Here is a 20577-nt window from a genome sequence, read left to right on the forward strand (position 1 = left end):
CTCAGGTGCGTCAGGCGGGAAGGTCGAGGTCGCGGATGTTGCCGAGCCAGGGCTCGAAACCGTCCTCCTCGACGCGCCAGTTGCGGCCCTCGAGATCGGGGCCGAGCAGCAGGTCGTCGAAGGCGTCCTCGAGTCCCGCCGGCGGCTCGCCGACACCGGTCAGCACGATCCGGGTGAAGGGCGCGCGACGACCCCAGGGGCGACCGGTGCCAATGCTGAGCTGGCCGCCCGCGCCGTCCCAGACCAGGGCCTTGCCAGGACGCGACGGCAGCCAGAAGCAGCCACGCGAACGGTGCTCCCCTCCGCCGATGAGCTCGAGGTCGGCGAGCAGGCGGTCGGGGTGGAACGCGCGGGGCGACCTCAGGTCGATCCGCCAGATCTGCGGGAAGGCGGGCTCCGGCAGCTCCTCGTCGAACGTCGGGTCGACCCAGGCAACCGCTGCGTCGTGCGCGTGACTGCGGTCGAGGAGCTCGGCTCCGTCGACGTGCTCGGCACCCTCGACCAGGACCGCATCGGGCCGCGCGAGCGTGCGGACCAGGCCACGGCCGACGGCGTCCGAGCCGCCGGTGACGACCACGAGGTCGGCGTACTCGATCTGGGCGCAGGCGACCTCGCCGACCCCGCGGGTGTCGTCCGCTGCGCTGTGGAGGCCCCGCTCCCGGAGCAGGGCATCTCCGAGGAGGTCGGCGACCAGGGTGCTGCCGTCAAGGGCAGCGACGACCCCGGCGATCCGGATGTGGCGCGCCAGACGGGTGTCCCAGTTGACGACCGCACACACCTGGTCGCCCTCCGCGCCGACCGGCAGGTGCGCGATCACCGTCTTCCAGCGGCCGTCGCGGGCACATCGCTCGATGGTGGGGATGACGTCCTCGCGGATCGCACAGGTGACGCAGGCGTGCTCGAGCGCGATCTCCGCACGGTCGAGCACGCCGGTCATGTCGCTGACGATGCGGTGCAGCACCTGCCGCTCGGGGTCGATCCGGTGCTGGACCGCGACCGCATTGGGCAGATCCCACTGCAGTCCGACGGTGACGGCCGACATCGCCGTGGGGTCGACGCCGGTGACCAGGACGACGGGCGCCCTCATGCCTTCGACACCTGTGACCCGTAGCGGCGGTGGAAGGCCTCGACGCGACCCTCGCTGTCGACGACCTTCGCCGTGCCGGTCCAGAACGGGTGACTGTCGCTGGTCACGTCGACGTCGAGCACGGGGTAGGTGCGGCCCTCGACCTCGATCATCTTCTCGCTGGTTGCCGTCGATCCGGTGAGGAACAGCTTGCCGGTGCCACGGTCGCGGAAGACCACGGGCCCGTACGCCGGGTGGATGTCCTGCTTCATGGTGTGCGAACTCCTATGTAAGAATGAGAATCGTTCTCATCATGACAGAAGGAGCAAGCCCATGTCACGCCACTGCCAGGTCACCGGGCGCCAACCCGGCTTCGGGCACCACGTCTCGCACTCGCACCGCCGGACGAAGCGGCGCTTCGATCCGAACATCCAGCGCAAGACCTGGTGGGTGCCCTCACTGCACCGCCGGGTCACGCTCCGGGTCAGCACGAAGGGCATCAAGGAGATCGACGTCCGCGGCATCGACGCCGTCGTCGCCCGGCTGCTGCGCGAGGGGGTCAAGCTCTGATGGCCGGCAAGGGAAGCGATGTCCGGCCGATCGTGAAGCTCCGCTCCACTGCAGGGACCGGCCACACCTACGTGACGAAGAAGAACCGGCGCAACGACCCCGACCGGCTGGTCCTGCGCAAGTACGACCCGAAGATCCGCAGGCACGTCGAGTTCCGGAAAGAGCGCTGATGGCGAAGAAGAGCAAGATCGCAGCCGAGAAGCGGCGGAGGGAGATCGTCGCCCGCCACGCCGAGCGACGGGAGGCTCTCCGCGCCCTGGTCCGTACGTCGACTCCGGGATCGCTGCAGCAGCAGGCGGCCATCCGCGAGCTGGCGGCCATGCCACGCGACTCCTCACCCGTGCGCCTGCGCAACCGCGACCAGGTCGACGGTCGCCCGCGCGGGTTCCTCCGGAAGTTCGGGCTATCGAGGATCCGGTTCCGGGAGATGGCGCACCGCGGCGAGCTCCCGGGGATCACCAAGTCGAGCTGGTGAGGAGCGTCGAGCAGTCCCCCGAGTGGAGTTTTGAGAATGATTATCATTATGATCATGGTTCCCTTCCCAAGGAGAACTCCATGTCCCCGTTCCACCGCGGCGCCCGCCCGACCCTCCGCGTCCTTCTCGCCGTCCTGATCACCGCCGGCCTCTCCTCCTGCACGGCGAGGGCGAGCGAGCACACCGCGCCCAATGCGCGCCTCGACGTCGTCGGCCCCTACGAGATCCACGCAATCGAACCGACCACCGCCCAGGGCATCTTCACCCGGCTCGGCGCCGCCGAGACCCTGGTCACCGTCGATGCCGACGGCACGATGCGACCCGGTCTCGCGACCGCCTGGGAGTCGTCCGACGGCCGCACCTGGCGGTTCACGCTCCGCGACGGCGCCACCTTCCACGACGGGAGCCCCGTCGACGCGCGCGCGGTCGCCCATGCCCTGACCGTTGCCCGGAAGACCGGTGCGAGCACCCTCACCGAGGCCGGGGTGACCGCAATCCGGGCCGACGGGGACGAGGTCGTGATCGAGCTCGGCAAGCCGTTCGCCCAGCTGCCGGCCGTCGTCGCGCACACGAGCACGCAGGTGCTCGCTCCGGCGTCGTACGACGCGACGGGCAAGGTCACCCGGATCATCGGCAGCGGTCCGTACCGCGTGGTGTCCGTGAAGACCCCGTCGCAGGTCGACCTGGTCGCTAGCGAGCACTGGGACGGCGCGGCTCCGGCACTCGAGGAGGTCCGCTACCTGAGCGTGGCCCGGTCCGAGAACCGCGCGCTGATGGCTGAGTCGGGCGAGGCGGACATCAGCCTCGGCATGGACCCGACCAGCCTGCAGCGACTGCGCTCGAGCGACGACGTGCGCATCGAGTCAGCGCTCCTTCCACGCACGATCGTGCTCAAGCTCAACGCCGCCGACCCGCTCCTCGCCAACATCGACGTACGCCGCGCACTGAGCCTCGCCCTCGACCGCGAGGCGATGGCGACCGCCGTGCTGCGAGACCCCGACATGGCGGCGGACCAGCTCTTCCCGCCGACGCTGGAGGGGTGGCACCAGGACGATCTCGCTCCGCTGGAGCACGACGTGGAGCAGGCCCGTGCGCTGCTCGAGGAAGCCGGCTTCACCGCAGGGAGCGACGGAGTGCTGGCGCGCGACGGCAAGCGACTCGAGGTCTCGCTGCTCACGTTCCCTGACCGGCCCGAGCTGCCGCTGCTGGCGGCCGCGATCCAGGACCAGCTCGCGAAGGTCGGCGTCGCCGTCGACGTACGCGTCGAGAACTCCAGCGAGATCCCTGCACGTCACGCCGACGGTTCCCTCCAGCTCGCGCTGTTCGCCCGGGGTCTCGCCCTGATCCCCGACCCGACCGTCACCCTGCTGGGCGACTACGCCCCCGAGGGCAGCGACTGGGGCGCGATGGGCTGGAGCGACACCGCCCTCAACGACGCCCTCGCGCGGCTGACCGCCCCCGGGCAGTCCGCCGAGGAGGTCGCGCAGGACCGGGCCACCATCGCCCGGTCGCTGCAGACCGGCCTGCCGACCGTTCCGCTCGCCTGGTACCGCCAGAGCGTCGTCCTGGGCGCCCACGTCAGCGCCGTCGAGCTCGACCCGTTCGAGCAGGACTGGCACCTGGACGAGGTCGAGTGGCGATGACCAATCCCGGCTCGATGATCCTCACCGCCCTGCTGCGCCGTGCGCTGCAGGCGGTGGGGGTCACCCTCGCTGTCACCACCGCCTGCTTCGCCATGGTGCAGGCCCTGCCCGGAGACATCGCCTACCGGATCGCCGCCGGCCGCTACGGCTACGACCGCGTCGACACGGCGGCCGCCGACCTGGTCCGCGAGGCCGCCGGCCTGGACCGGTCGGCGGCGGCCCAGCTCTGGCAGTGGCTCATCGACCTCGCGCACCTCGACCTCGGCCGCTCGCTCGTCACCGGGGAGGAGGTGACCCACGAGGTCGCGCACGCGCTGACCGGTAGCGTCCAGCTGGCCGTCGCAGCGCTGGCGCTGGCCCTCGTCCTCGGCGTCGGTCTGGGCCTTGCGGCAGCCCGCCGGCCCGGCGGAGCACTCGACCGGCTCACCCACCTGTGGGTCGCGGCGAGCCGCACGGTGCCGCCGTTCCTGCTCGGGCTGATCCTCATCCTGGTCTTCTCGGTCCAGCTCGGCTGGCTGCCGGCGGCCGGCCACGACCAGCGCAGCAGCGTCCTGCTGCCTGCCCTCACGCTGGCGGTCGGCCTCTCCGGCCCGTTTGCCCGCGTCACCCGGGACGCCGTCGTGCGTGCGCGCGCCGCGGCGTACGTCGACTTCGCTCGCACGCGCGGCCTCTCCGAGCGGTCGGTCGTCGTCCGGCACGTGCTCCGGAACGCCAGCTCGACGGTCGTCGCGTATGTCGGGGTGCAGGCGCTGATCCTCGTGGAAGGCGTGATCGTCGTCGAGAGCCTCTTCGCCTGGCCGGGGCTGGGGCACCTTCTCGTGCACGGCATCTTCTGGCGGGACATCCCGTCCGTGCAGGCTGCCGCCCTCGCGCTCGCGCTCCTCGTGGTCGTCATCAGCACGCTCGTCGACCTCGCCACCCTCGCCCTCGACCCGCGTCCACGGAGGACCACCGCATGAGCACAACCACGCTGACCGCGTCTCCCCCGGTCCAGGCCGAGCCGGCCCCGCGAGCCCCGTCCTCCCGGCACAGGGTTCGCTGGGCCCCCGCCCTGCTCATGCTGGCGATCGCGGCGTTCGCCCTCATCGGCCCGCTCGTCTGGCGCGACCCGGCTCACCAGGAGCTCGCCCGGTTCCTGGAACCGCCCAGCTGGGGCGACCCGCTCGGAAGGGACCACCTCGGGCGCAGCGTCGCCGCGCGACTGGCCCACGCCACCCGCCTCTCGCTGGGCCTCGGGGCGCTCTGCGTCGCCGTCGCCGCGCTCGTCGGCAGCGGCCTCGGCCTGCTGGCCGCGCGGCTCGGTGGACCGGTGGACGCCGTGCTCCGGTCGATCTCCGAGGTGATGATGGCGCTGCCCGCCATGCTGGTCGTGCTCCTGGTCGCGGCCTTCGCCTCCGGAGACCTGTGGACCCTGTACGCCGGCATGGCCATCGCCCAGTGGATCGAGTACTTCCGCGTGGTCCGCGCGCGCAGCGGCGTACTGCTCTCCGGACCGGCCGTGGAGGCCGCCCGCCTGCTGCAGCTCGGTCCGCTCCACGTCCTGCGTCGCCACGTGTGGCCTGAGCTGGGAGGGCTGCTCTCCACCATGGCCACGTTCGGCCTGGTCACCTCGATCCTGACCATCTCCGCACTCAGCTACGTCGGCGTGGGCGTGAAGCCGCCGCGCGCGGACCTCGGGCTCATGCTCACCGAGTCATTCCCGCTCTACCACGAGGCGCCCTGGCTGGCCCTGGGCCCGGTGGCCGTACTGGCCCTGCTCACCGTCAGCCTGCTGACGCTGCGCCGACAGGAGGAGAACGCATGATCAGGCTCGCCGACATCCGGATCTGTCACGGGGCACGAGTCCTCGTGGACATCGAGGAGGTCGCCCTGACGCGCGGCTCCGCGGTCACGCTGGTCGGCGAGAGCGGCTCCGGCAAGTCCCTCCTCGCCCAGGCGCTCGTCGGCAACCTGCCGCACGGTCTGGAGGTCTCGGGCCGACTGGACATCGACGGCAGGGTCACCCGGCTCGACGACCTGAACGCGCGCCGTGCGTTGTGGGGACGCCGGATCGTCCAGCTCCCCCAGGAGCCGGCCCTCGCCCTCGATCCGACCATGCGCGTGCTCGGTCAGGTCGCCGAAGGTCACCCCCGCCGCGCTCGGCGTCGCGGACGTTCGGATGCCCACGCCGCCGCACACGAGCGACTGGCAGCCGTCGGCCTGCCGCACGTGTCACGGGCCTGGCCGCACACCCTCTCCGGAGGCATGGCCCAGCGGGTCGCCTTCGCCGCCGCGACCGTCGGCGACGCACCGCTGCTGGTCGCCGACGAACCGACCAAGGGCCTCGACCCCATCGCGGTCGACCGACTGGCCACCCTGCTCGAGGAGCACGTAGCCGCCGGCGGAGCGCTGCTCACCATCACCCACGACCTCGACCTCGCCCGACGACTCGGTGGCCAGGTGCTGGTGATGCGCCGGGCGACCGTCACCGAGTCCGGGCCCGCCGACCAGGTCCTGGTCAACCCGGGCTCGCCGTACACACGCCGGCTGATCGACGCCGAGCCACGTCACTGGGACACCGCCTGGCCCGTCCCGCCTGAGGGCCAGACCCTGATCCGGGGCACCGGTCTGACCAAGGCGTACGACGGGAACACGGTCCTCGCCGACCTCGATGTCGACCTGGCCGCAGGTGAGCGCGTGGCCCTGACCGGGCCGAGCGGCGCGGGAAAGACCACGCTGGGCAACGTCCTCGCGGGGCTCGTCCGTCCCGACACCGGGGTGGTGGAGCGCTCCGCGGCACTGCGCTCGGGTGGGGTCCAGAAGCTCTACCAGGACCCGGTCCTGAGCTTCCCGCAGCGCCAGCGACTGCAGTCGGCGTTCGGCGATGTGCTCCGCAGGCATCGCATCGACCCGACCGAGCTGGACCGGCTGCTCGGCGAGCTCGGCCTCGATCCGTCGCTGCTGGCGCGCCGGCCCGGCCAGGTCTCCGGAGGCGAGCTCCAGCGGCTCGCGGTGATCCGCGCGCTGCTGGTCCGGCCGCAGGTGCTCCTCGCCGACGAGCCGACGTCCCGCCTCGACCCGATCACCCAGGAGGAGACCGTGCGGGCTCTCATGGATGCCGTCGTGGCGCGCGGCATCGCGCTCCTGCTGGTCACCCACGATCCGGATCTGGCGCGCAAGGTCTGCCAGCGTTCGATCGAGCTGGGTCGTCAGCCCTCCGGGCCGGAGCCTGCCGCGATGTGCTGAGCGAGGTAGCCCTCGATGCCGACACGCTCGATGGCGTCGAGCTGGCTCTCGAACCAGTCGGCGTGCTTCTCCTCGTCGCGGACCATGTCCTCGAAGACAGCGGCTGTGCCGTGGTCACCCAGCTCGTGGCACTCCTGGGCCGCAGCGTTGAACTGGGCGACGGCAGCCTTCTCGCTGGCGAGCGCCAGGGAGAGCATCTCCTGGGCGGTCTCGCCGACGGTGATGGCGCCGAGCTTCTGGAGGTTCGGGTGGCCGTCGAACATCAGGATCCGGTTGATCAGGTCGTCGGCGTCGCGCATCTCGTCGATGGACAGGTCGTAGAAGACCTTGCCGAGCTTGCTGAAGCCCCAGTTGTCGAGCATCCGCGCATGCAGGAAGTAGGTGTTCGTGACGGTGAGCTCAAAGGTGAGCGCGTCGTTGAGAAGCTCCGTGATCCGGGGACTAACTGGCTGCACCGTCGACCTCCAGGATTGCCTGTTCCTGCTGCCGATGCTGGCACACCAGTGCCTTCACCGTGAAGATGCAGGAACCACAATCCTGGGCAGCCCCGGTGCTGCGGCAGACGGCTCCGACTGATCGGGCGCCGCCGGCGAGGGCAGCGTGGATCTCGCGGTCGCTCACGACCTTGCAGTGACAGACGATCACGGTGCCCTCCTTTCCTCGTCACTCAAGGTTAGGTAAGGCTTACCTGTCTGTAAATGAGTAGTCCGTCACACGGACGCCGCGGCCCTACGCTGGGCCCATGGGAGTCGATGTCGTCGTCGAGACCGTGATCGCACGTCCGGTGGCCGAGGTCGCGGCGTACTCAGGCGATCCGGGCAATGCCCCGGAGTGGTACGTCAACATCCGGAGCGTCGAGTGGCGGACCGAGCCGCCGCTGGCGATCGGGTCGCAGCTGGACTTCGTGGCGCACTTCCTCGGCAAGCGGCTCGCCTACACCTACGAGGTGAGCGAGCTCGTGCCCGGCGAGCGGCTGGTGATGCGGACCAGCGACGGTCCGTTTCCGATGCAGACGACCTATACGTGGACGCCCGCGCCCGAGGGCACGCGGATGTCGTTGCGCAACGCAGGGAAGCCGAGCGGGTTCGGCGCGCTCGCGGCGCCGGTCATGCGGCGCGCGATGCACGTCGCGATGACGAAGGACCTGCGGCGGCTCAAGAGGCTGCTCGAAGACCGGCGGTCGACCTGATCCTGTGCCGCGTCAGGCGGCGGGCTGCTCCAGCAGCTCGACGAGGCGGGCGAGGTTCTTCCCCATCGCCTTCGCGAGCGCCTTCTCGAGGATCGAGGCGGCCAGGCCGACGCCGGGGGCATCACCGGTCTGGCGGAGCGTGACACGGGTCCAGGTGCCCTGCGGGACCCAGCTGTAGGTCGCCTCGAAGGCCACCGGGCCCTGCTCGGACCGCAGGATGATGTGGCTGGACGGGTCGTAGTCCACGACCTCGAAACCGAGGGGCACCCGTCGGCCGAGGACGTGGGGCTGCCACTCGGAGGCCGTGCGCACATCGATCGCGTGGGCGGCGACATCCGCCATCGAGCGCCGGACCAGCGACGAGACGCTGACATCCATCGCGGGAAGCGTTCCTGCAGTGCTCATGCCACCTGCCCTTTCGGAGCCGATGGCCAGATCCGAGTCTGGCCACTCGACCAAGAAACGACGCAGCGGCCGAAAGATGACGCCGATCGGGCGATATATCTCGTCCGATCGACGTCCGGGAGACAGCGATCGGGTGCGCGACCTGGCGGTTGACGCAGGTTAGGGTGCGATCACTGCAGCATCTCTCGGAAAGAAATGGACTCGGACATGAACATCCTCAAGAACTGGGCCGCCACCGTTGCGGGCGCCGTGATCGTCCTGCTGATCGTGCTCCTCGAGGTCACCGACTCGGCCAACACCGTCAAGGCCTTCGTCTGGATCATCGGCTTCGTCCTGCTCGCCGCAGGCATCGCCTTCGACCTGTTCCGCCAGAAGAAGCTCAAGCTGCCTGCCTGATCGGCCCACAGCTCAGGACGGCCCGGATCCAGCGGATCCGGGCCGTTCGGCGTTTCGGCATTCCTCCCAGGTTCGCACTGGCCTCTCCGGCTCGGCCGGAGCACACTGGAACGGCGGGGGCAGACCCGGATCGAGGAGGGCTCATGCTCACTCTGACAGGCGTGCTGATCGCCATTGTGGTGGTGATCAGCATCGGCATCGGCATGTCGATCCTGACACTGATGCGACGTGAAGAAGCGCTTCCACCGCCGCTGCACGGCGCCGCCGGCGCCTCCGTCGAGTACGTCGTACCGGACGGCGTCGATCCGTCGATCGTGCGGGGCGCACTGAAGATGGCCGGCTTCACCAGTGCCTTCGAGGACCGTTGGGGTGAGGAGCACCTGGTGATCCCGTGCCAGCCGCGGGACCGTGAGCAGGTACGCCGCGTGATCGCGCAGGTGCAGTCACGGCACTACGTCCCGGAGCTGCACCTGGACACGGTGCGCTTCCGCGACGAGGACCACCCGGCAGCCTGACGGGGTGTCAGTGCAAGTGGTCGGTGAGCCTCCCGTCGGGCCCGAACAGCTCGGCCGTCCAGTGCTCCACCAAGGCGGTGTTGTCGTGGTCGTCGGGATGGAAGCCCGTGCGGGTGTAGTCGCGCAGCTGACGCACCACGTCGCGCTGGAGGAACGGTGAGTGCCGCAGCCTGAGCAGGCTGCGGACCAGCCGCACCGGGTTGTACGTCGACCGGTCGCCGAGCATGGACAGCGCGGTGGCGATGACGACGAGACCGATCAGCCCGACGCTCTGGATCCGGAACCCCCAGCGCCGCATGCGCTCGGTGCCGCCGACGGCCCGGTAGACGTCGAACGCGACGGCCTTGTGCTCGGTCTCCTCGAGCGCGTGCCAGAGCAGGATGTTGCGGACCTCGGTGTCGCCGAGCAGCCGTTGGGCCTCGGGTTTGGTGAGCAGGCACTCCGCGATCGTCGCGGTGTAGTGCTCGAGCGCGGCCGTGTAGGCCAGGCAGAGCTTCTTGGGTGCCCGCTTCCACGCGTCGGCCAGGGCCCAGCGCACGAAGGTCGACACCCGGTGCGCGGGATAGCCCATCGCCTGGAGGCGGTCGTTGAGCTCGCGGTGCTCACGCCCGTGGGTGACCTCCTGGCCGATGAACCCCTTGACCTGCTCCTTCAACAGCGGGTCGGTCACCCGGTCGCTGAAGTGGCGCACGGACTGGACGAAGAAGTCCTCGCCGGGCGGGAACGTCGCACTCAGCACGGCGACCACATGGCTCATCACCAGGTCGCCCTCGACGAAGTGCCGGTCGAGCGATCCCTGCGGGTAGGCGAACCGGATCCGCCGGGCGTGGACCGCCCGCGGAGGAACGGGTTCAGGCATTGCTGACGTCACTCATCGAACGTACGCCCGCGCTCACCGCCGGTAAAGAATCCCGGCCACCGCCCCGGTCGCCTGTCGCGGCCCTCCCTCCGCACAGGCGACCGGGCAGTGCGTACGGCGGAGCGCTCGGGGGCGCACGCCCCGCCGTACGGTCTCAGCGACCGAGGATCCGGTCAAGCAGGCTCCGCTCACTCGGAGCGTGGCCGTCGCACCAGCTCTCGGGGCGGACACTCGCCTTCACCGCGGCCACGTGCTGGCCGCAGCCGGCCCAAGTGGTCTTGCCGCATGTCTTGCATCGGGTCGGTCGGCACATCTCGATCTCTTCTCGTCCGGTCGGTTCGTCAGGCGGGCGCTTCGCCGGCCTCGAGGGCGTCGGCGAACTCGCAGAAGGCGTCGTAGGCACGCGGGCCGTGGATGGTTGCGGGACCGCCATGCATGAGGAAGGTGACTCCGATCGCCTCGGCTGCCTCCTGGCGCGTGGCCCCTGCCCGGACCGCCGCCTGGGCATGGGAGGCGATGCAGCCGTCGCACCCCTCGACCACTCCGATCGCCAGCGCGATCAGCTCCTTGGTCCGCGAGTCGAGCGCGCCCGGCGCGAAGGCCCCCCGATGGAGCTCGGAGAAGCCCTTGTAGACGTCGGGGATGGCCCGACGCAGCTCGCGGTGGAGCGGGGACAGCTCGGTCAGGACGGCCTTGCCGTGGGGACTGGCGGTGGTGGTTGTCATGTGTTCCTCCCTGGATCTCATTAATACCCTAGGGGGTATTATCGGAGAAGGCAAGACACCCCCTGGGGTATCGTCTTCACTCATCCAGAACGAGGAGTGGCCATGCAGCTCGACCCGACCGAGATGACCCCCGTGATGAACCGGATCAAGCGCGCCCGCGGCCAGCTCGACGGCGTCCTCCGGCTGCTGGAGGAGGGCCGCGACTGCGCCGATGTCGTCACCCAGCTCGCGGCAGTCTCGAAGGCGCTCGACCGCGCTGGATTCGCGATCATCGCCACTGGCCTGCAGCAGTGCATCGCCAACGGCGACGGCACGGACAGCGTGGACATGAAGCAGATGGAGAAGCTCTTCCTCTCCCTCGCCTGACGACGAGCGCTGAACACGGCGCGGCTCCTGACCAGGGAGCCGGGATAATCGGGCGACCCATCGTCGTACGCGCCTGAGGAATCCCCGTGAGCCCCGAGAACACCGCCCCGACCGATGCCTACGCCCGCTTCCTCGGCGTCGAGATCACCCAGCACGGCGGCGGCCACGCCGAGTCGCGCGTGACCGTCACGGAGAACCACCTCAACCCGCACGGCACCACGCACGGGGCGTTCCTCTTCTCCGTTGCGGGTATCGCGCTCGCGGCCGCGGCCAACAACGACACACACTCCGGCGTCGTGAGCCATGTGGCCATCGACTACCTGCGACCCGTGCGCGCCGGCGACGAACTCGTCGCGACGGCCGAGGTCGACGAACGCCTCCCCAAGGAGGACATCTTCGTGGTCCGCGTACGCCGCGGGGACGAGGTCGTCGCCCGAGCCACCGGTCGCGCCAACCGCCGTGAGCGCTGAGGCGTGAAGTTCACCGAGCGGGAGATGACGGTCGGTATCGACATCGTCGCCCAGCGGATGCATGCGGCGCTGCGCGGGCCGTTCCGCAAGCGCGACGCTGCGGCAGCATGGGAGGGCCTGGCCGCCTTCGCCAAGGACCAGCGTCGCGCCGCCGTCGGCGAGGCGGTCATTCCGGCGTTGCTCGCCCTCCCCGAGCGGCCGACCGTCGGGGCAACGCCGGAGTTCACCGCTGCCGAGTACGAGGCGGCGGCCGAGGAGTCGACCCGCAGCCTGCTCGAGGTCCGCAAGCCCGGAGCCTGGGAGGACCTGTCGGAGAAGAAGCGCACGCGTCTGACCCGCGCCACGGCCGCCCTCACCCGCTCGGTGGTCGAGGCGATGCCGCTGCGTCAGGACCCCGACGCGCTGATCGTCCCGGACGACCTCGGCGGGCTCAGCTGACGGGGTACTCCCGGGCCAGCCACACCTCGAAGGTGCCGCCGTCGATGACCGCGCCGGCCGGTGCCTGCAGCACGCCGGACCGGATCTTCTTCGCTGTCGCACCCGGCAGCCACACCGGTGCCACCCACAGTCGCTGGCCGCGGGCCTTCGCGATCGCACGGGCTCGGTCGGCGAGCAGCGACTTCTCGGGGCCGGCGAGGTCGCGGCGTACGTGCTGCTCGGTGGTCTCCTCGTGGGCCATCGCGACGAGCTGGTCGGCGACCGCGTCCACGTCGACGGTCTGCACCGGCTGCTTCGGACAGGGCAGCACACCGCCCTTCGCGACCCAGTCGATCAGCTGGCCGGCGAAGCCGTGGAACTGCGTCGCCCGCAGGATCGACGTCGGCACGGAACCCGCCTCGGTCGCCGCCTCCTGGGCCCGTTTGCCGTCGTAGTGCGCGAACGGGCCACCGCCCAGACCGTCGATGCCGACGATCGACAGCGTCACGATGCGTCGTGCGCCGGCGGCCGCGCCTGCCTGCTGGAGGTGCTCCGCGACGGCACGGAAGAAGGCGACGTACTCGGCCGGCTTCTTCGCGACGATCGACGTGGTGTCGATGACGACGTCCACGCCCTCCAGCGCATCAGCCAGTCCCGCGCCCGTGGTCAGGTCGACGCCCGCTGAGCGGGCCAGGATGACGACGTCGTCACCACGCGCACGCAGCCGCTCGACGACCTTCGCGCCGACCAGCCCGGTGCCTCCGGCTACCGCTACCAGCATGTCTTCCTCCGAGGCCGTCGTGCGGGCATGGAAAAAGCGAGGAACGAGTCCCTCGCCACTTCCAAGGTATAGCCGGAAGGGGGCCTTGCGGCAAGGCCCCCTCCGTGCCGCAGAATCACCCGCCGAGGGATCGGCCGCCTGCACCCATCGAGGGGACGGCCGACGGATGGGGACCGGAGAAACATGAGCTCGTTGTCGCACGAAGCGTTTGACCTGCCCGCGCGCCTGGCCGCCAAGGCCGAGCCGTCACTGATCGCGGAAGACGTGCAGCACTTCGCCGCGATCGCGGCGAGCCTGGAGCGGTCGGCCGCCGAGCTGACCGCCCGTCTCGACGCCGAGCGCAGGGCCCCCGGCGGGATCGGCCAGGAGGCGATGGACCGCGACCTGGAGATCCACCGGCTGGCCGCGCGCCTGCGCACGCTGCGGCGCTACAGCCTCGACCTCTGCCTGGGCCACATGGTGAGCACTGAGGGCGAGACGACGTACGTCGGGCGGCTGGGGCTCACCGGAAGCGACGGCCAGCGGTTGCTGGTCGACTGGCGCTCCCCCGCGGCCGAGCCGTTCTTCGGTGCGACGCACGCCAACCCCATGGGGCTCGCGAGCCGGCGTCGCTACCGGTGGACGGGTGGCCGGATCGCCGACTACTGGGACGAGGTCTTCGCGGCCGACGAGCTCGCCGGGCACTCCGCGGCGCTCGACGACCAGTCGGCCTTCATCGCCAGCCTGGGCAGCAGCCGCTCGCCGCAGATGCGCGACGTGCTCGGCACCATCCAGGCCGACCAGGACGCGATCATCCGCGCGGGCTCCCGCGGCGCTCTCGTCGTCGACGGAGGGCCCGGCACGGGCAAGACCGTCGTGGCGCTGCACCGCACGGCGTACCTGCTGTATTCGGACCCGCGCCTCGGCCACGCGCGCGGAGGCGTCCTGTTCGTCGGCCCGCACCAGCCCTACCTCGCGTACGTCGCCGACGTGCTGCCCAGCCTGGGCGAGGAGGGTGTGCAGACGTGCACCCTCCGCGAGCTCGTGCCCGAAGGCGCAGACGCCGAACCCGAAGCGGACCCGGCAGTCGCGCGCCTCAAGTCGGCGGCGCAGATGGTGTCGGCGATCGAGCCGGCGGTCCGCCTCTACGAGGAGCCGCCCACCGAGGGCATGGACGTCGAGACCCCGTGGGGTGACATCTGGGTCAGCCGGTCCGACTGGGCCGAGGCGTTCGAGTCGGTCGACCCCGGCACTCCGCACAACGACGCCCGCGACCAGGTGTGGGAGGAGCTGCTCGGGATCCTCATCGACAAGGTCGACGACGAGGAGGTGTCTGAGGACCTGTTGCGCCGGGCGCTGCTGCAGAACGGCGAGCTCCGCGAGACCTTCACCAAGGCCTGGCCGCTGATCTCGGCGACTGACCTGGTCGGTGACCTGTGGACCGTGCCCGCCTATCTCCGCATGTGCGCGCCGTGGCTGACCGAGGACGAGGTGCGGCTGCTGCGCCGGGAGAACCCGAGCGCCTGGACCGCCTCCGACCTGCCGCTCCTCGATGCGGCTCGCCAACGACTCGGCGACCCGGAGGCCTCCCGGCTTCGCCGGCGCCGTGCGGCAGCGATCGCAGCCGAGCGCGCGCGGATGGATGACGTCGTCGACCACCTGCTCCAGCTCGACGACGAGGACGGGATGATGGCCCAGCTGCGCCAGGAGGGCATCCGCTCGGCGCTCATCGACGATGGCGCGCTGCCCGAAGAGGCGACCGACCTGCTCGCCGGCCCCTTCTCGCACATCGTCGTGGACGAGGCCCAGGAGCTGACCGATGCCGAGTGGCAGATGCTCCTGGCCCGGTGCCCCTCACGGAGCTTCACGATTGTCGGCGACCGGGCGCAGGCGCGGCACGGGTTCACCGAGTCGTGGGCGGACCGCCTCGCGCGGGTGGGTCTGGACCAGATCTCCCTTGCCAACCTGGCGATCAACTACCGCACGCCGTCCGAGGTGATGGTCGAGGCAGAGCCGGTGATCCGGGCCGCGCTGCCGGATGCCAACGTGCCGACGTCGGTCCGCAGCAGTGGCGTGCCGGTCCGGCACGGGTCGGCAGGCGAGCTTTCCGCGATCCTTGACGCGTGGCTGGACGAGCACTCTGAGGGGATCGCCTGTGTCATCGGCTCCCCCGATTTCGCGGCGACCTCCCGGGTCCGCTCGCTCACGCCGGAGCTGTCCAAGGGACTCGAGTTCGACCTCGTCGTACTCATCGATCCGGAGGCGTTCGGCGACGGGATCGAGGGCGCCGTGGACCGCTACGTCGCGATGACGCGAGCGACCCAGCAGCTGGTGATCCTGACCAGCGACTGAGCCGACGGTGGCGGTCGGCCAGCGTGAGATGGGCCACGAAACGGGGGCCTCGGCTGGCCAGACCACCCCTGGGCGACATAACGTCGAACGGGATGAGCCAAGTCAAGAACGTGACCATCCGCCCCATCAACCCCCAGGACCTCGACACCATCGTCGACCTGAACCAGGCCGCCCTCGAGGGCGTCGGACCGCTGGACCACGAGTCCCTGGCCCTCCTGGTGAAGCAGGCCGATCAGGCCCTCGTGCTCGACGACGACGGCGACGTCGCCGGCTTCGTGATCACCCTGCCGACCGGTGCCACCTACGACTCGAGCCGCTACGAGTGGTTCGAGGACCGGCTCGAGGACTACGTCTACCTCGACCGCATCGTCGTCGCGGAGACGCACCGCCGTCAGGGCGTCGCCTCGAAGCTGTACGACGCGATCGAGTCCGAGCTGCCTGTCGCGCTCGAGGTCTACGAGACCAACACCGGGTCCCGCGAGTTCCACCGTCGCCGTGGCTACCAGAAGGTCGGGGAGCTCAAGCACGCCGGCAAGACCAACCTGATGCTGCTCAAGGCCAGCTGACTCCGAAGTGTCCTGAGCGGGCCCACTACAGTAATTTGGGGGCATGGATCGCCCTCGAAGTCGCTGCCGTTCACTCCCCATCACGATGGGGGGTGAACGGGCCTGATGGACACTCAGACCTTCGTCAACCTGGGACTGGTCCTTCTCTTCGTCCTCGTCGGCGGCGTCTTCGCCGCCACCGAGCTGGCGCTGGTCTCGTTGCGCGAGAGCCAGCTCACGGCCATGGAGCGTGCAGGCTCACGCGGAGCGCGCGTCGCCTCTGTCGCCCGCGATCCCAACCGCTTCCTTGCGGCGGTCCAGATCGGCGTGACGGTCGCGGGCTTCCTCTCCGCGGCGTACGGCGGCTCGACGCTCGCGCCCGACCTCGCGCCGTACCTCGAGCACCTCGGTCTGGGCGAGGCTGCCGCGGACTCGACGGCGCTGGTGCTGCTCACGCTCTTCATCGCCTACCTCTCGCTGGTCTTCGGGGAGCTCGTTCCGAAGCGGATCGCCATGCAGAAGTCGGCGGGGGTCGCTCTGGCCGTCGCACCGACGCTGGATCGATTCGCCACCCTGATGCGCCCGGTGGTCTGGCTTCTCTCGGTGTCGACCAACGGCGTCGTCCGGCTGCTCGGTGGCGACCCGCATGCTGCGAGCGAACAACTCTCGGAGGACGAGCTCCGTGAACTCGTCTCCACGCACGAGGACCTCGACGAACAGGAGCGCCGGATCCTCCGCGATGTCTTCGCAGCAACGGACACCAGCCTGAAGGAGGTCATGCGTCCGCGCGGCGATGTCGCCTTCCTCTCCGGAGACCTGCCCCTCGCCGACGCAGCGGAGCGGGTACGCGACATGCCGTACTCCCGCTACCCCGTGACCGGCGACGACTTCGACGACGTGATCGGCTTCCTCCACGTCCGCGACCTGCTCGGGGTGACTCCGGACGACAGCCGGAGCGTGCGCGCCGTGTGCCGACCGGTCGCGATGCTGCCGGGCACCAAACGTGTTCTTCCCACCGTCGCCAGCATGCGCGAGGGCGGAAGCCACCTGGCCATCGTCGTCGACGAGTACGGCGGCACCGACGGCATCGTGACACTCGAGGACCTCGTCGAGGAGCTCGTGGGCGAGATCCGCGATGAGTACGACGCCGCCGAAACGCACCCCGAGGGCGACCTGGGGCGCCTCGATGCCGGCATGAGCCTGGAGGAGTTCGCCGAGACCACGGGCATCGAGCTCGAGGACGGCGGATACGAGACCGTCGCCGGCTATGTGGTCGCCCAGCTCGGCCGGATCGCACGAGTCGGCGATGTGGTGCAGATCGCCGGGGGCCAGATTGCGGTCACGGGCATCGCAGGAGCGCGGATCACCGAGGTCGCCTGTGACGTCCCGCCCACCTCACCGGACGACGGCCCGGAATGAGTCAGCCTGCCCCCGGAGAGGCAGGAATCCCATGTCCGAAGCAGTACGGCTCCGGGTGAGCGAGGCCCTTGTCTGTCACTTGGGGGCGGGGCAGTGTGGGAGTTCCGGGGGCGACACCACCATGGGTTGACCAGGAGCACGCATGAACATCGTGATCATCGGCGGAGGCCTTGCTGGTGCCTCGGCAGCGGAGGAGCTCCGCACCCAGGGGCACGACGGCAACATCACGCTGATCGCCGCCGAGCCCCATCGCCCGTACGAACGCCCGCCGCTCTCCAAGGGGCTGCTGCTCGGTGACGCCGGTCCCGACTCGGTCTACGTCCACGCCTCCGGCTGGTACGCCGAGCACCACGTCGAGCTGATCACCGGCTCCCCTGCCACCGGGATCGATCTCGCAGCGGGGCAGGTGATCCTGGAGGACCGGACGATCCCCTTCGACCGGCTCCTCCTGGCGACCGGCTCGACGCCACGCCACCTGGCGATGGCGGAGCAGTCCGGGGCCGACGTCCGCTACCTCCGCACGCTCGACGACTCGCTCGCATTGAAGGCGCGACTGGCCGATCACCTGCTGATCATCGGCGCTGGCTGGATCGGCCTCGAGGTCGCCTCAGCGGTGCGGAAGGCCGGCGGCGCGGTCACCGTGGTCGAGAGCGCTCTTCTGCCGCTCGCTGCCGTGCTGGGTCCTGAGCTGGCGCCGGTCTTCGCCGAGCTGCACCGGTCGCACGGCGTCGATCTCCGCCTCGGCACCTCGCTCGAGTCCCTCACGCACGAGGCCGGGTGCACGACTGCCCGGCTCGGCGACGGAGACACGGTCACCCCGGACCTGGTCCTGGTCGGTATCGGCGCGGAGGCGGATGACTCGCTGGCTGCCGAGGCCGGGCTGGCCGTGGACCACGGCGTACTCGTCGACGCGGGGTTGCGCTCCAGCGACCCGCGGGTCTTCGCCGCGGGCGATGTCGCGCGACACGACCATCCGGTCCACGGACGGATCCGCGTCGAGCACTGGGACTCCGCCATCCACCAGGGCCGTCACGCGGCCCGCGCCATGCTCGGCTCCGAGGAGCCCTACACGCGCGAGCCCTACTTCTTCACCGACCAGTACGACCTCGGCATGGAGTACGTCGGACACGTCGGCGCCGACGGCTACGACGAGCTGGTGATCCGCGGCGATCTCCCGTCCCGGGTCTTCAGCGCGCTGTGGATCAAGGATGACCGCGTGGTTGCCGGCATGCACTGCAACGACTGGGACGCGATCGACCCGATCCGGTCGTGGGTCGGCCGTGGAGCGACCGACGCCGCGAGGAACAAGGCCAGCAAGCTCATGCCGGCGCCGGCCTGAGCCTCCGGTCAGCCGCGCAGCGCGGAGGCGAACACCGACGGGAGCTTGCGCCAGCGCGGCGCGATCGAGAACCGCACCAGTCGCTCGCCGGTCGTCGCGGCCGTGCGGTTGTGCACGAACCACGGCGGCACCGGGGCCAGGCTCATCTGCCCGGTCGCCATCGACCGGGGAAACGGCCGGAACGGGCCACGGACGACGGTGCGCTCCGGCCGTGCGAGGAGCAGTCCGTTGTGCACGACCCCGTGACCGGACTGGATGTCGTCGGCTGTGTGGCCGGGGAAGGCACCCCAGGTCGCGAACGGTGAGAGGTAGCCGACAGCGGTCCAGGCGTTGAGCGCGATGGTGCCGTAGCGCAGCCCGGCGAGCATCTCGTCGAGGCGCTCGGATCCGATGGCCCGCAGGTCCCGCGGGTGGGCCACGATGTTGGCGCCCAGGGTCCCCCGGAGCCGGTCGTTGGAGAAGTCGATGGCCCGGGCCAGGAAGTCGGCGCCGGTGCCGCCCAGCTCGGTGACGCCGAGGACGGGCCCGAAGAACTCGTTCTCGAACGCCGGCTCGTCCCGGCCGGAGTCGAGGACCGGCAGCAGGGTGCGCTCCGGCGTACCGCCGACGGCTTCGTGCGGAGTCACACCGTCGCGTGCTGCCGCGACCCGGCCGGCACTGCCGGGGTACCAGGCAGGGCGCTCCGGGGCGTCGGCGAGTGCCCGCCGCAGCGCCGTGAGGAACTCGCCCTTCTGCGCCCAGTCCGAGCTCAGCACGACCACCTGGCCTGCGACGCAGTTGGATCCGGAGTTGTGCAGGCGCATGGTCGCGACGTGGCGGGCCTGGAACTCGAGGTCGCGCTTCGACCACCGGCCCGGGACGACGATCACCGGCGAGACACCACCGAGCTCGCTGGTGATGGGCTTGCGCAGCCTGGGCGTGCCCGCGGTGCGATTGGCCCGGCCCTCCTCACCGGGTCCCCAGACGATCGCGTCGTGAGTGGCCTCGGAGCCGGTCATGTGCACGGCGTCGATGTCGTTGTGAGCGATGACGGAGGCACCGAGCTCGAGGTCGCTGGTGAAGATCTGGACCGCGCCGATCCGGATGAACGGCGCGAAGATCGCCTGGAACATCGGGAGTAGCGCATCGGTGACCGGGTTGAGCTTCAGCGCGACCGAGCGGTTGTCGGCGTACAGGACGTAGAGCGCATCGAGCGGCGCGATCGAGAAGATGTTTCCGGCGCCCAGCACGACGCAGGTCCCGTGGACGTCTGCCGGTGCACGCAGGCCGAGGCCGGCGCTGGCCCGCACCTCGGTCTCGCTGACCCCGGGCTCGCACCAGACCTCGGCGGAGAACCCGGACAGCAGCAGCCGGTCCCAGACCGAGTGCGGGAGGACCTGCACGGCGACCCGGTCCCCCGGGACGGCACGCATCTCGAAGCCGTCGGTGGGCGTCCCCCCGGCTTCCATCTTCGCGACGGTCTGGAGCAGGTGACCGGCGTAGTAGAGCGTCGCCCACGGGCCGGAGATCCACTCCTCACCCACGGCCGGCGAGGCCGGGTCAATCCCCTTGATGCCCGTCGCGATCCGCACCCATTCGGAGGCGTGCCTCTCCACGAGGCCGGCGAACTGCTGCAGCATCTCGCGGCGCTGGGTCAGCGTGACCCCGGACCAGGCCGTCGCGCCGGCCCTGGCAGCGGCGGCGATCCGGTCCGCCCGGACGTCAGTCGTCTCCACCGTCATCTCGATCAGGCTCCTCGTTCATCAGGTCAGCGGCCTCTCGCCGATGAGCACGTGGGTGCGTGGGTGACTCCCATGCTCCGGCGCCGGACCACTCCACCGCTAGTGAGGGGAACCACAGTC

Annotated in this window: 26 protein-coding genes; 17 read left to right on the plus strand and 9 right to left on the minus strand. The window is 70.4% G+C overall.

The genetic code is table 11. The features are described from left to right. Window positions 1–10 precede the first annotated feature (10 nt). Together D4739_RS05215 and D4739_RS05220 are read right to left on the minus strand one after the other, a co-directional pair. A complete protein-coding gene (locus D4739_RS05215; RefSeq protein WP_120059578.1) occupies window positions 11–1087 on the minus strand; it encodes a CobW family GTP-binding protein in 1077 nt (358 codons plus the stop codon). Further along, entirely contained in the window at window positions 1084–1338 is a 255-nt protein-coding gene (locus D4739_RS05220) for a type B 50S ribosomal protein L31 (protein WP_120059579.1), read from the minus strand. Before D4739_RS05220 ends, D4739_RS05215 begins: the two co-directional genes overlap by 4 nt. 61 nt (window positions 1339–1399) lie before the next feature. Between D4739_RS05220 and rpmB the strand changes: the two genes are divergently transcribed. From rpmB to D4739_RS05255, 7 genes are all read left to right on the plus strand, one after another. Next, window positions 1400–1636, plus strand: a complete 237-nt coding sequence (gene rpmB, locus D4739_RS05225) for a 50S ribosomal protein L28 (protein WP_120059580.1) — start codon at window positions 1400–1402, stop codon at window positions 1634–1636. Then, window positions 1636–1806 carry a 50S ribosomal protein L33 gene (gene rpmG / locus D4739_RS05230; protein ID WP_120059581.1) on the plus strand — a complete coding sequence of 57 codons (171 nt, stop codon included), beginning with the start codon at window positions 1636–1638 and terminating at the stop codon, window positions 1804–1806. The genes rpmB and rpmG overlap by 1 nt, the downstream gene beginning before the upstream one ends. Next, window positions 1806–2111 carry a 30S ribosomal protein S14 gene (gene rpsN, locus D4739_RS05235; protein ID WP_120059582.1) on the plus strand — a complete coding sequence of 102 codons (306 nt, stop codon included), beginning with the start codon at window positions 1806–1808 and terminating at the stop codon, window positions 2109–2111. The genes rpmG and rpsN overlap by 1 nt, the downstream gene beginning before the upstream one ends. An 80-nt stretch (window positions 2112–2191) precedes the next feature. Further along, window positions 2192–3754: an ABC transporter substrate-binding protein gene (locus D4739_RS05240; protein WP_120059583.1), complete on the plus strand. Its 1563-nt coding sequence runs from the start codon at window positions 2192–2194 to the stop codon at window positions 3752–3754. Beyond that, window positions 3751–4713 (plus strand): ABC transporter permease, encoded by a 963-nt coding sequence (locus D4739_RS05245; protein ID WP_120061742.1) that lies wholly within the window; start codon window positions 3751–3753, stop codon window positions 4711–4713. Before D4739_RS05240 ends, D4739_RS05245 begins: the two co-directional genes overlap by 4 nt. Next, entirely contained in the window at window positions 4710–5558 is an 849-nt protein-coding gene (locus D4739_RS05250) for an ABC transporter permease (RefSeq protein WP_120059584.1), read from the plus strand. The genes D4739_RS05245 and D4739_RS05250 overlap by 4 nt, the downstream gene beginning before the upstream one ends. Further along, window positions 5555–6979, plus strand: coding sequence for an ABC transporter ATP-binding protein (locus D4739_RS05255; RefSeq protein WP_120059585.1), 1425 nt, complete (start codon window positions 5555–5557; stop codon window positions 6977–6979). The genes D4739_RS05250 and D4739_RS05255 overlap by 4 nt, the downstream gene beginning before the upstream one ends. Here the strand turns inward: D4739_RS05255 and bfr are convergent. After that, window positions 6943–7434 carry a bacterioferritin gene (bfr, locus tag D4739_RS05260; RefSeq protein ID WP_120059586.1) on the minus strand — a complete coding sequence of 164 codons (492 nt, stop codon included), beginning with the start codon at window positions 7432–7434 and terminating at the stop codon, window positions 6943–6945. The genes D4739_RS05255 and bfr overlap by 37 nt on opposite strands. Continuing rightward, window positions 7421–7624, minus strand: coding sequence for a (2Fe-2S)-binding protein (locus D4739_RS05265; RefSeq protein ID WP_120059587.1), 204 nt, complete (start codon window positions 7622–7624; stop codon window positions 7421–7423). Before D4739_RS05265 ends, bfr begins: the two co-directional genes overlap by 14 nt. Window positions 7625–7721: 97 nt before the next feature. On the opposite strand from D4739_RS05265, the gene D4739_RS05270 reads away from it, so the two are divergent. Next, window positions 7722–8168 (plus strand): SRPBCC family protein, encoded by a 447-nt coding sequence (locus D4739_RS05270; protein ID WP_120059588.1) that lies wholly within the window; start codon window positions 7722–7724, stop codon window positions 8166–8168. A 12-nt stretch (window positions 8169–8180) separates the two neighbouring features. Here the strand turns inward: D4739_RS05270 and D4739_RS05275 are convergent, their stop codons facing one another. Next, window positions 8181–8573: an SRPBCC family protein gene (locus tag D4739_RS05275; protein ID WP_120059589.1), complete on the minus strand. Its 393-nt coding sequence runs from the start codon at window positions 8571–8573 to the stop codon at window positions 8181–8183. Window positions 8574–8780: 207 nt separating this feature from the next. Here D4739_RS05275 and D4739_RS05280 point away from each other — a divergent pair, with 207 nt between their 5' ends. Together D4739_RS05280 and D4739_RS05285 are read left to right on the plus strand one after the other, a co-directional pair. After that, window positions 8781–8969, plus strand: a complete 189-nt coding sequence (locus tag D4739_RS05280; RefSeq protein ID WP_147384815.1) for a hypothetical protein — start codon at window positions 8781–8783, stop codon at window positions 8967–8969. Window positions 8970–9112: 143 nt separating this feature from the next. Continuing rightward, window positions 9113–9484, plus strand: a complete 372-nt coding sequence (locus tag D4739_RS05285; protein ID WP_120059591.1) for a hypothetical protein — start codon at window positions 9113–9115, stop codon at window positions 9482–9484. A gap of 7 nt (window positions 9485–9491) precedes the next feature. Here D4739_RS05285 and D4739_RS05290 read toward each other — a convergent pair whose 3' ends face one another. Beyond that, on the minus strand, window positions 9492–10343 hold the full coding sequence (locus D4739_RS05290) for a metal-dependent hydrolase (protein ID WP_120059592.1): 852 nt from the start codon (window positions 10341–10343) through the stop codon (window positions 9492–9494). 341 nt (window positions 10344–10684) lie between these two features. Beyond that, window positions 10685–11068, minus strand: coding sequence for a carboxymuconolactone decarboxylase family protein (locus tag D4739_RS05295; RefSeq protein ID WP_120059593.1), 384 nt, complete (start codon window positions 11066–11068; stop codon window positions 10685–10687). Between the two features lie 102 nt (window positions 11069–11170). On the opposite strand from D4739_RS05295, the gene D4739_RS05300 reads away from it, so the two are divergent. The 3 genes from D4739_RS05300 (at window position 11171) to D4739_RS05310 (ending at window position 12342) form a co-directional block, all read left to right on the plus strand. Next, window positions 11171–11434 carry a metal-sensitive transcriptional regulator gene (locus tag D4739_RS05300; RefSeq protein WP_120059594.1) on the plus strand — a complete coding sequence of 88 codons (264 nt, stop codon included), beginning with the start codon at window positions 11171–11173 and terminating at the stop codon, window positions 11432–11434. An 86-nt stretch (window positions 11435–11520) separates the two neighbouring features. Continuing rightward, complete coding sequence (locus D4739_RS05305) at window positions 11521–11904, plus strand: hotdog fold thioesterase (RefSeq protein WP_120059595.1); 384 nt, start codon at window positions 11521–11523, stop codon at window positions 11902–11904. A gap of 3 nt (window positions 11905–11907) precedes the next feature. Further along, window positions 11908–12342, plus strand: a complete 435-nt coding sequence (locus tag D4739_RS05310; protein ID WP_120059596.1) for a hypothetical protein — start codon at window positions 11908–11910, stop codon at window positions 12340–12342. Here the strand turns inward: D4739_RS05310 and D4739_RS05315 are convergent. After that, the gene (locus tag D4739_RS05315; protein WP_120059597.1) at window positions 12335–13102 is read right to left on the minus strand and encodes an SDR family oxidoreductase; all 768 of its coding nucleotides are present in this window, start codon (window positions 13100–13102) and stop codon (window positions 12335–12337) included. The two genes, D4739_RS05310 and D4739_RS05315, sit on opposite strands and share 8 nt — an antisense overlap. 183 nt (window positions 13103–13285) lie before the next feature. Between D4739_RS05315 and helR the strand changes: the two genes are divergently transcribed. The 4 genes from helR (at window position 13286) to D4739_RS05335 (ending at window position 18736) form a co-directional block, all read left to right on the plus strand. Beyond that, window positions 13286–15433: an RNA polymerase recycling motor ATPase HelR gene (gene helR, locus D4739_RS05320; RefSeq protein WP_120059598.1), complete on the plus strand. Its 2148-nt coding sequence runs from the start codon at window positions 13286–13288 to the stop codon at window positions 15431–15433. Window positions 15434–15525: 92 nt separating this feature from the next. Then, entirely contained in the window at window positions 15526–15999 is a 474-nt protein-coding gene (locus D4739_RS05325) for a GNAT family N-acetyltransferase (protein ID WP_120059599.1), read from the plus strand. Between the two features lie 105 nt (window positions 16000–16104). After that, window positions 16105–17397 carry a hemolysin family protein gene (locus D4739_RS05330; protein WP_120059600.1) on the plus strand — a complete coding sequence of 431 codons (1293 nt, stop codon included), beginning with the start codon at window positions 16105–16107 and terminating at the stop codon, window positions 17395–17397. A gap of 142 nt (window positions 17398–17539) precedes the next feature. Next, window positions 17540–18736 (plus strand): NAD(P)/FAD-dependent oxidoreductase, encoded by a 1197-nt coding sequence (locus tag D4739_RS05335; RefSeq protein WP_120059601.1) that lies wholly within the window; start codon window positions 17540–17542, stop codon window positions 18734–18736. Between the two features lie 8 nt (window positions 18737–18744). Here the strand turns inward: D4739_RS05335 and D4739_RS05340 are convergent, their stop codons facing one another. Beyond that, window positions 18745–20457 carry an aldehyde dehydrogenase family protein gene (locus D4739_RS05340; RefSeq protein ID WP_220699236.1) on the minus strand — a complete coding sequence of 571 codons (1713 nt, stop codon included), beginning with the start codon at window positions 20455–20457 and terminating at the stop codon, window positions 18745–18747. Window positions 20458–20577: the final 120 nt, after the last annotated feature.

It is taken from the genome of Nocardioides cavernaquae, assembly GCF_003600895.1.
GTDB lineage: Bacteria > Actinomycetota > Actinomycetes > Propionibacteriales > Nocardioidaceae > Nocardioides > Nocardioides cavernaquae.

Excerpts from the sequence above, each read along its gene's own strand:
- D4739_RS05215 (WP_120059578.1), bottom strand. The coding sequence starts at position 1,087 with ATGAGGGCGCCCGTCGTCCTGGTCACCGGCGTCGACCCCACGGCGATG.
- D4739_RS05220 (WP_120059579.1), bottom strand. The coding sequence starts at position 1,338 with ATGAAGCAGGACATCCACCCGGCGTACGGGCCCGTGGTCTTCCGCGAC.
- rpmB (WP_120059580.1), top strand. The coding sequence starts at position 1,400 with ATGTCACGCCACTGCCAGGTCACCGGGCGCCAACCCGGCTTCGGGCAC.
- rpmG (WP_120059581.1), top strand. The coding sequence starts at position 1,636 with ATGGCCGGCAAGGGAAGCGATGTCCGGCCGATCGTGAAGCTCCGCTCC.
- rpsN (WP_120059582.1), top strand. The coding sequence starts at position 1,806 with ATGGCGAAGAAGAGCAAGATCGCAGCCGAGAAGCGGCGGAGGGAGATC.
- D4739_RS05240 (WP_120059583.1), top strand. The coding sequence starts at position 2,192 with ATGTCCCCGTTCCACCGCGGCGCCCGCCCGACCCTCCGCGTCCTTCTC.
- D4739_RS05245 (WP_120061742.1), top strand. The coding sequence starts at position 3,751 with ATGACCAATCCCGGCTCGATGATCCTCACCGCCCTGCTGCGCCGTGCG.
- D4739_RS05250 (WP_120059584.1), top strand. The coding sequence starts at position 4,710 with ATGAGCACAACCACGCTGACCGCGTCTCCCCCGGTCCAGGCCGAGCCG.
- D4739_RS05255 (WP_120059585.1), top strand. The coding sequence starts at position 5,555 with ATGATCAGGCTCGCCGACATCCGGATCTGTCACGGGGCACGAGTCCTC.
- D4739_RS05270 (WP_120059588.1), top strand. The coding sequence starts at position 7,722 with ATGGGAGTCGATGTCGTCGTCGAGACCGTGATCGCACGTCCGGTGGCC.
- D4739_RS05275 (WP_120059589.1), bottom strand. The coding sequence starts at position 8,573 with ATGAGCACTGCAGGAACGCTTCCCGCGATGGATGTCAGCGTCTCGTCG.
- D4739_RS05280 (WP_147384815.1), top strand. The coding sequence starts at position 8,781 with ATGAACATCCTCAAGAACTGGGCCGCCACCGTTGCGGGCGCCGTGATC.
- D4739_RS05285 (WP_120059591.1), top strand. The coding sequence starts at position 9,113 with ATGCTCACTCTGACAGGCGTGCTGATCGCCATTGTGGTGGTGATCAGC.
- D4739_RS05290 (WP_120059592.1), bottom strand. The coding sequence starts at position 10,343 with ATGCCTGAACCCGTTCCTCCGCGGGCGGTCCACGCCCGGCGGATCCGG.
- D4739_RS05295 (WP_120059593.1), bottom strand. The coding sequence starts at position 11,068 with ATGACAACCACCACCGCCAGTCCCCACGGCAAGGCCGTCCTGACCGAG.
- D4739_RS05300 (WP_120059594.1), top strand. The coding sequence starts at position 11,171 with ATGCAGCTCGACCCGACCGAGATGACCCCCGTGATGAACCGGATCAAG.
- D4739_RS05315 (WP_120059597.1), bottom strand. The coding sequence starts at position 13,102 with ATGCTGGTAGCGGTAGCCGGAGGCACCGGGCTGGTCGGCGCGAAGGTC.
- helR (WP_120059598.1), top strand. The coding sequence starts at position 13,286 with ATGAGCTCGTTGTCGCACGAAGCGTTTGACCTGCCCGCGCGCCTGGCC.
- D4739_RS05325 (WP_120059599.1), top strand. The coding sequence starts at position 15,526 with ATGAGCCAAGTCAAGAACGTGACCATCCGCCCCATCAACCCCCAGGAC.
- D4739_RS05330 (WP_120059600.1), top strand. The coding sequence starts at position 16,105 with ATGGACACTCAGACCTTCGTCAACCTGGGACTGGTCCTTCTCTTCGTC.
- D4739_RS05335 (WP_120059601.1), top strand. The coding sequence starts at position 17,540 with ATGAACATCGTGATCATCGGCGGAGGCCTTGCTGGTGCCTCGGCAGCG.
- D4739_RS05340 (WP_220699236.1), bottom strand. The coding sequence starts at position 20,457 with ATGACGGTGGAGACGACTGACGTCCGGGCGGACCGGATCGCCGCCGCT.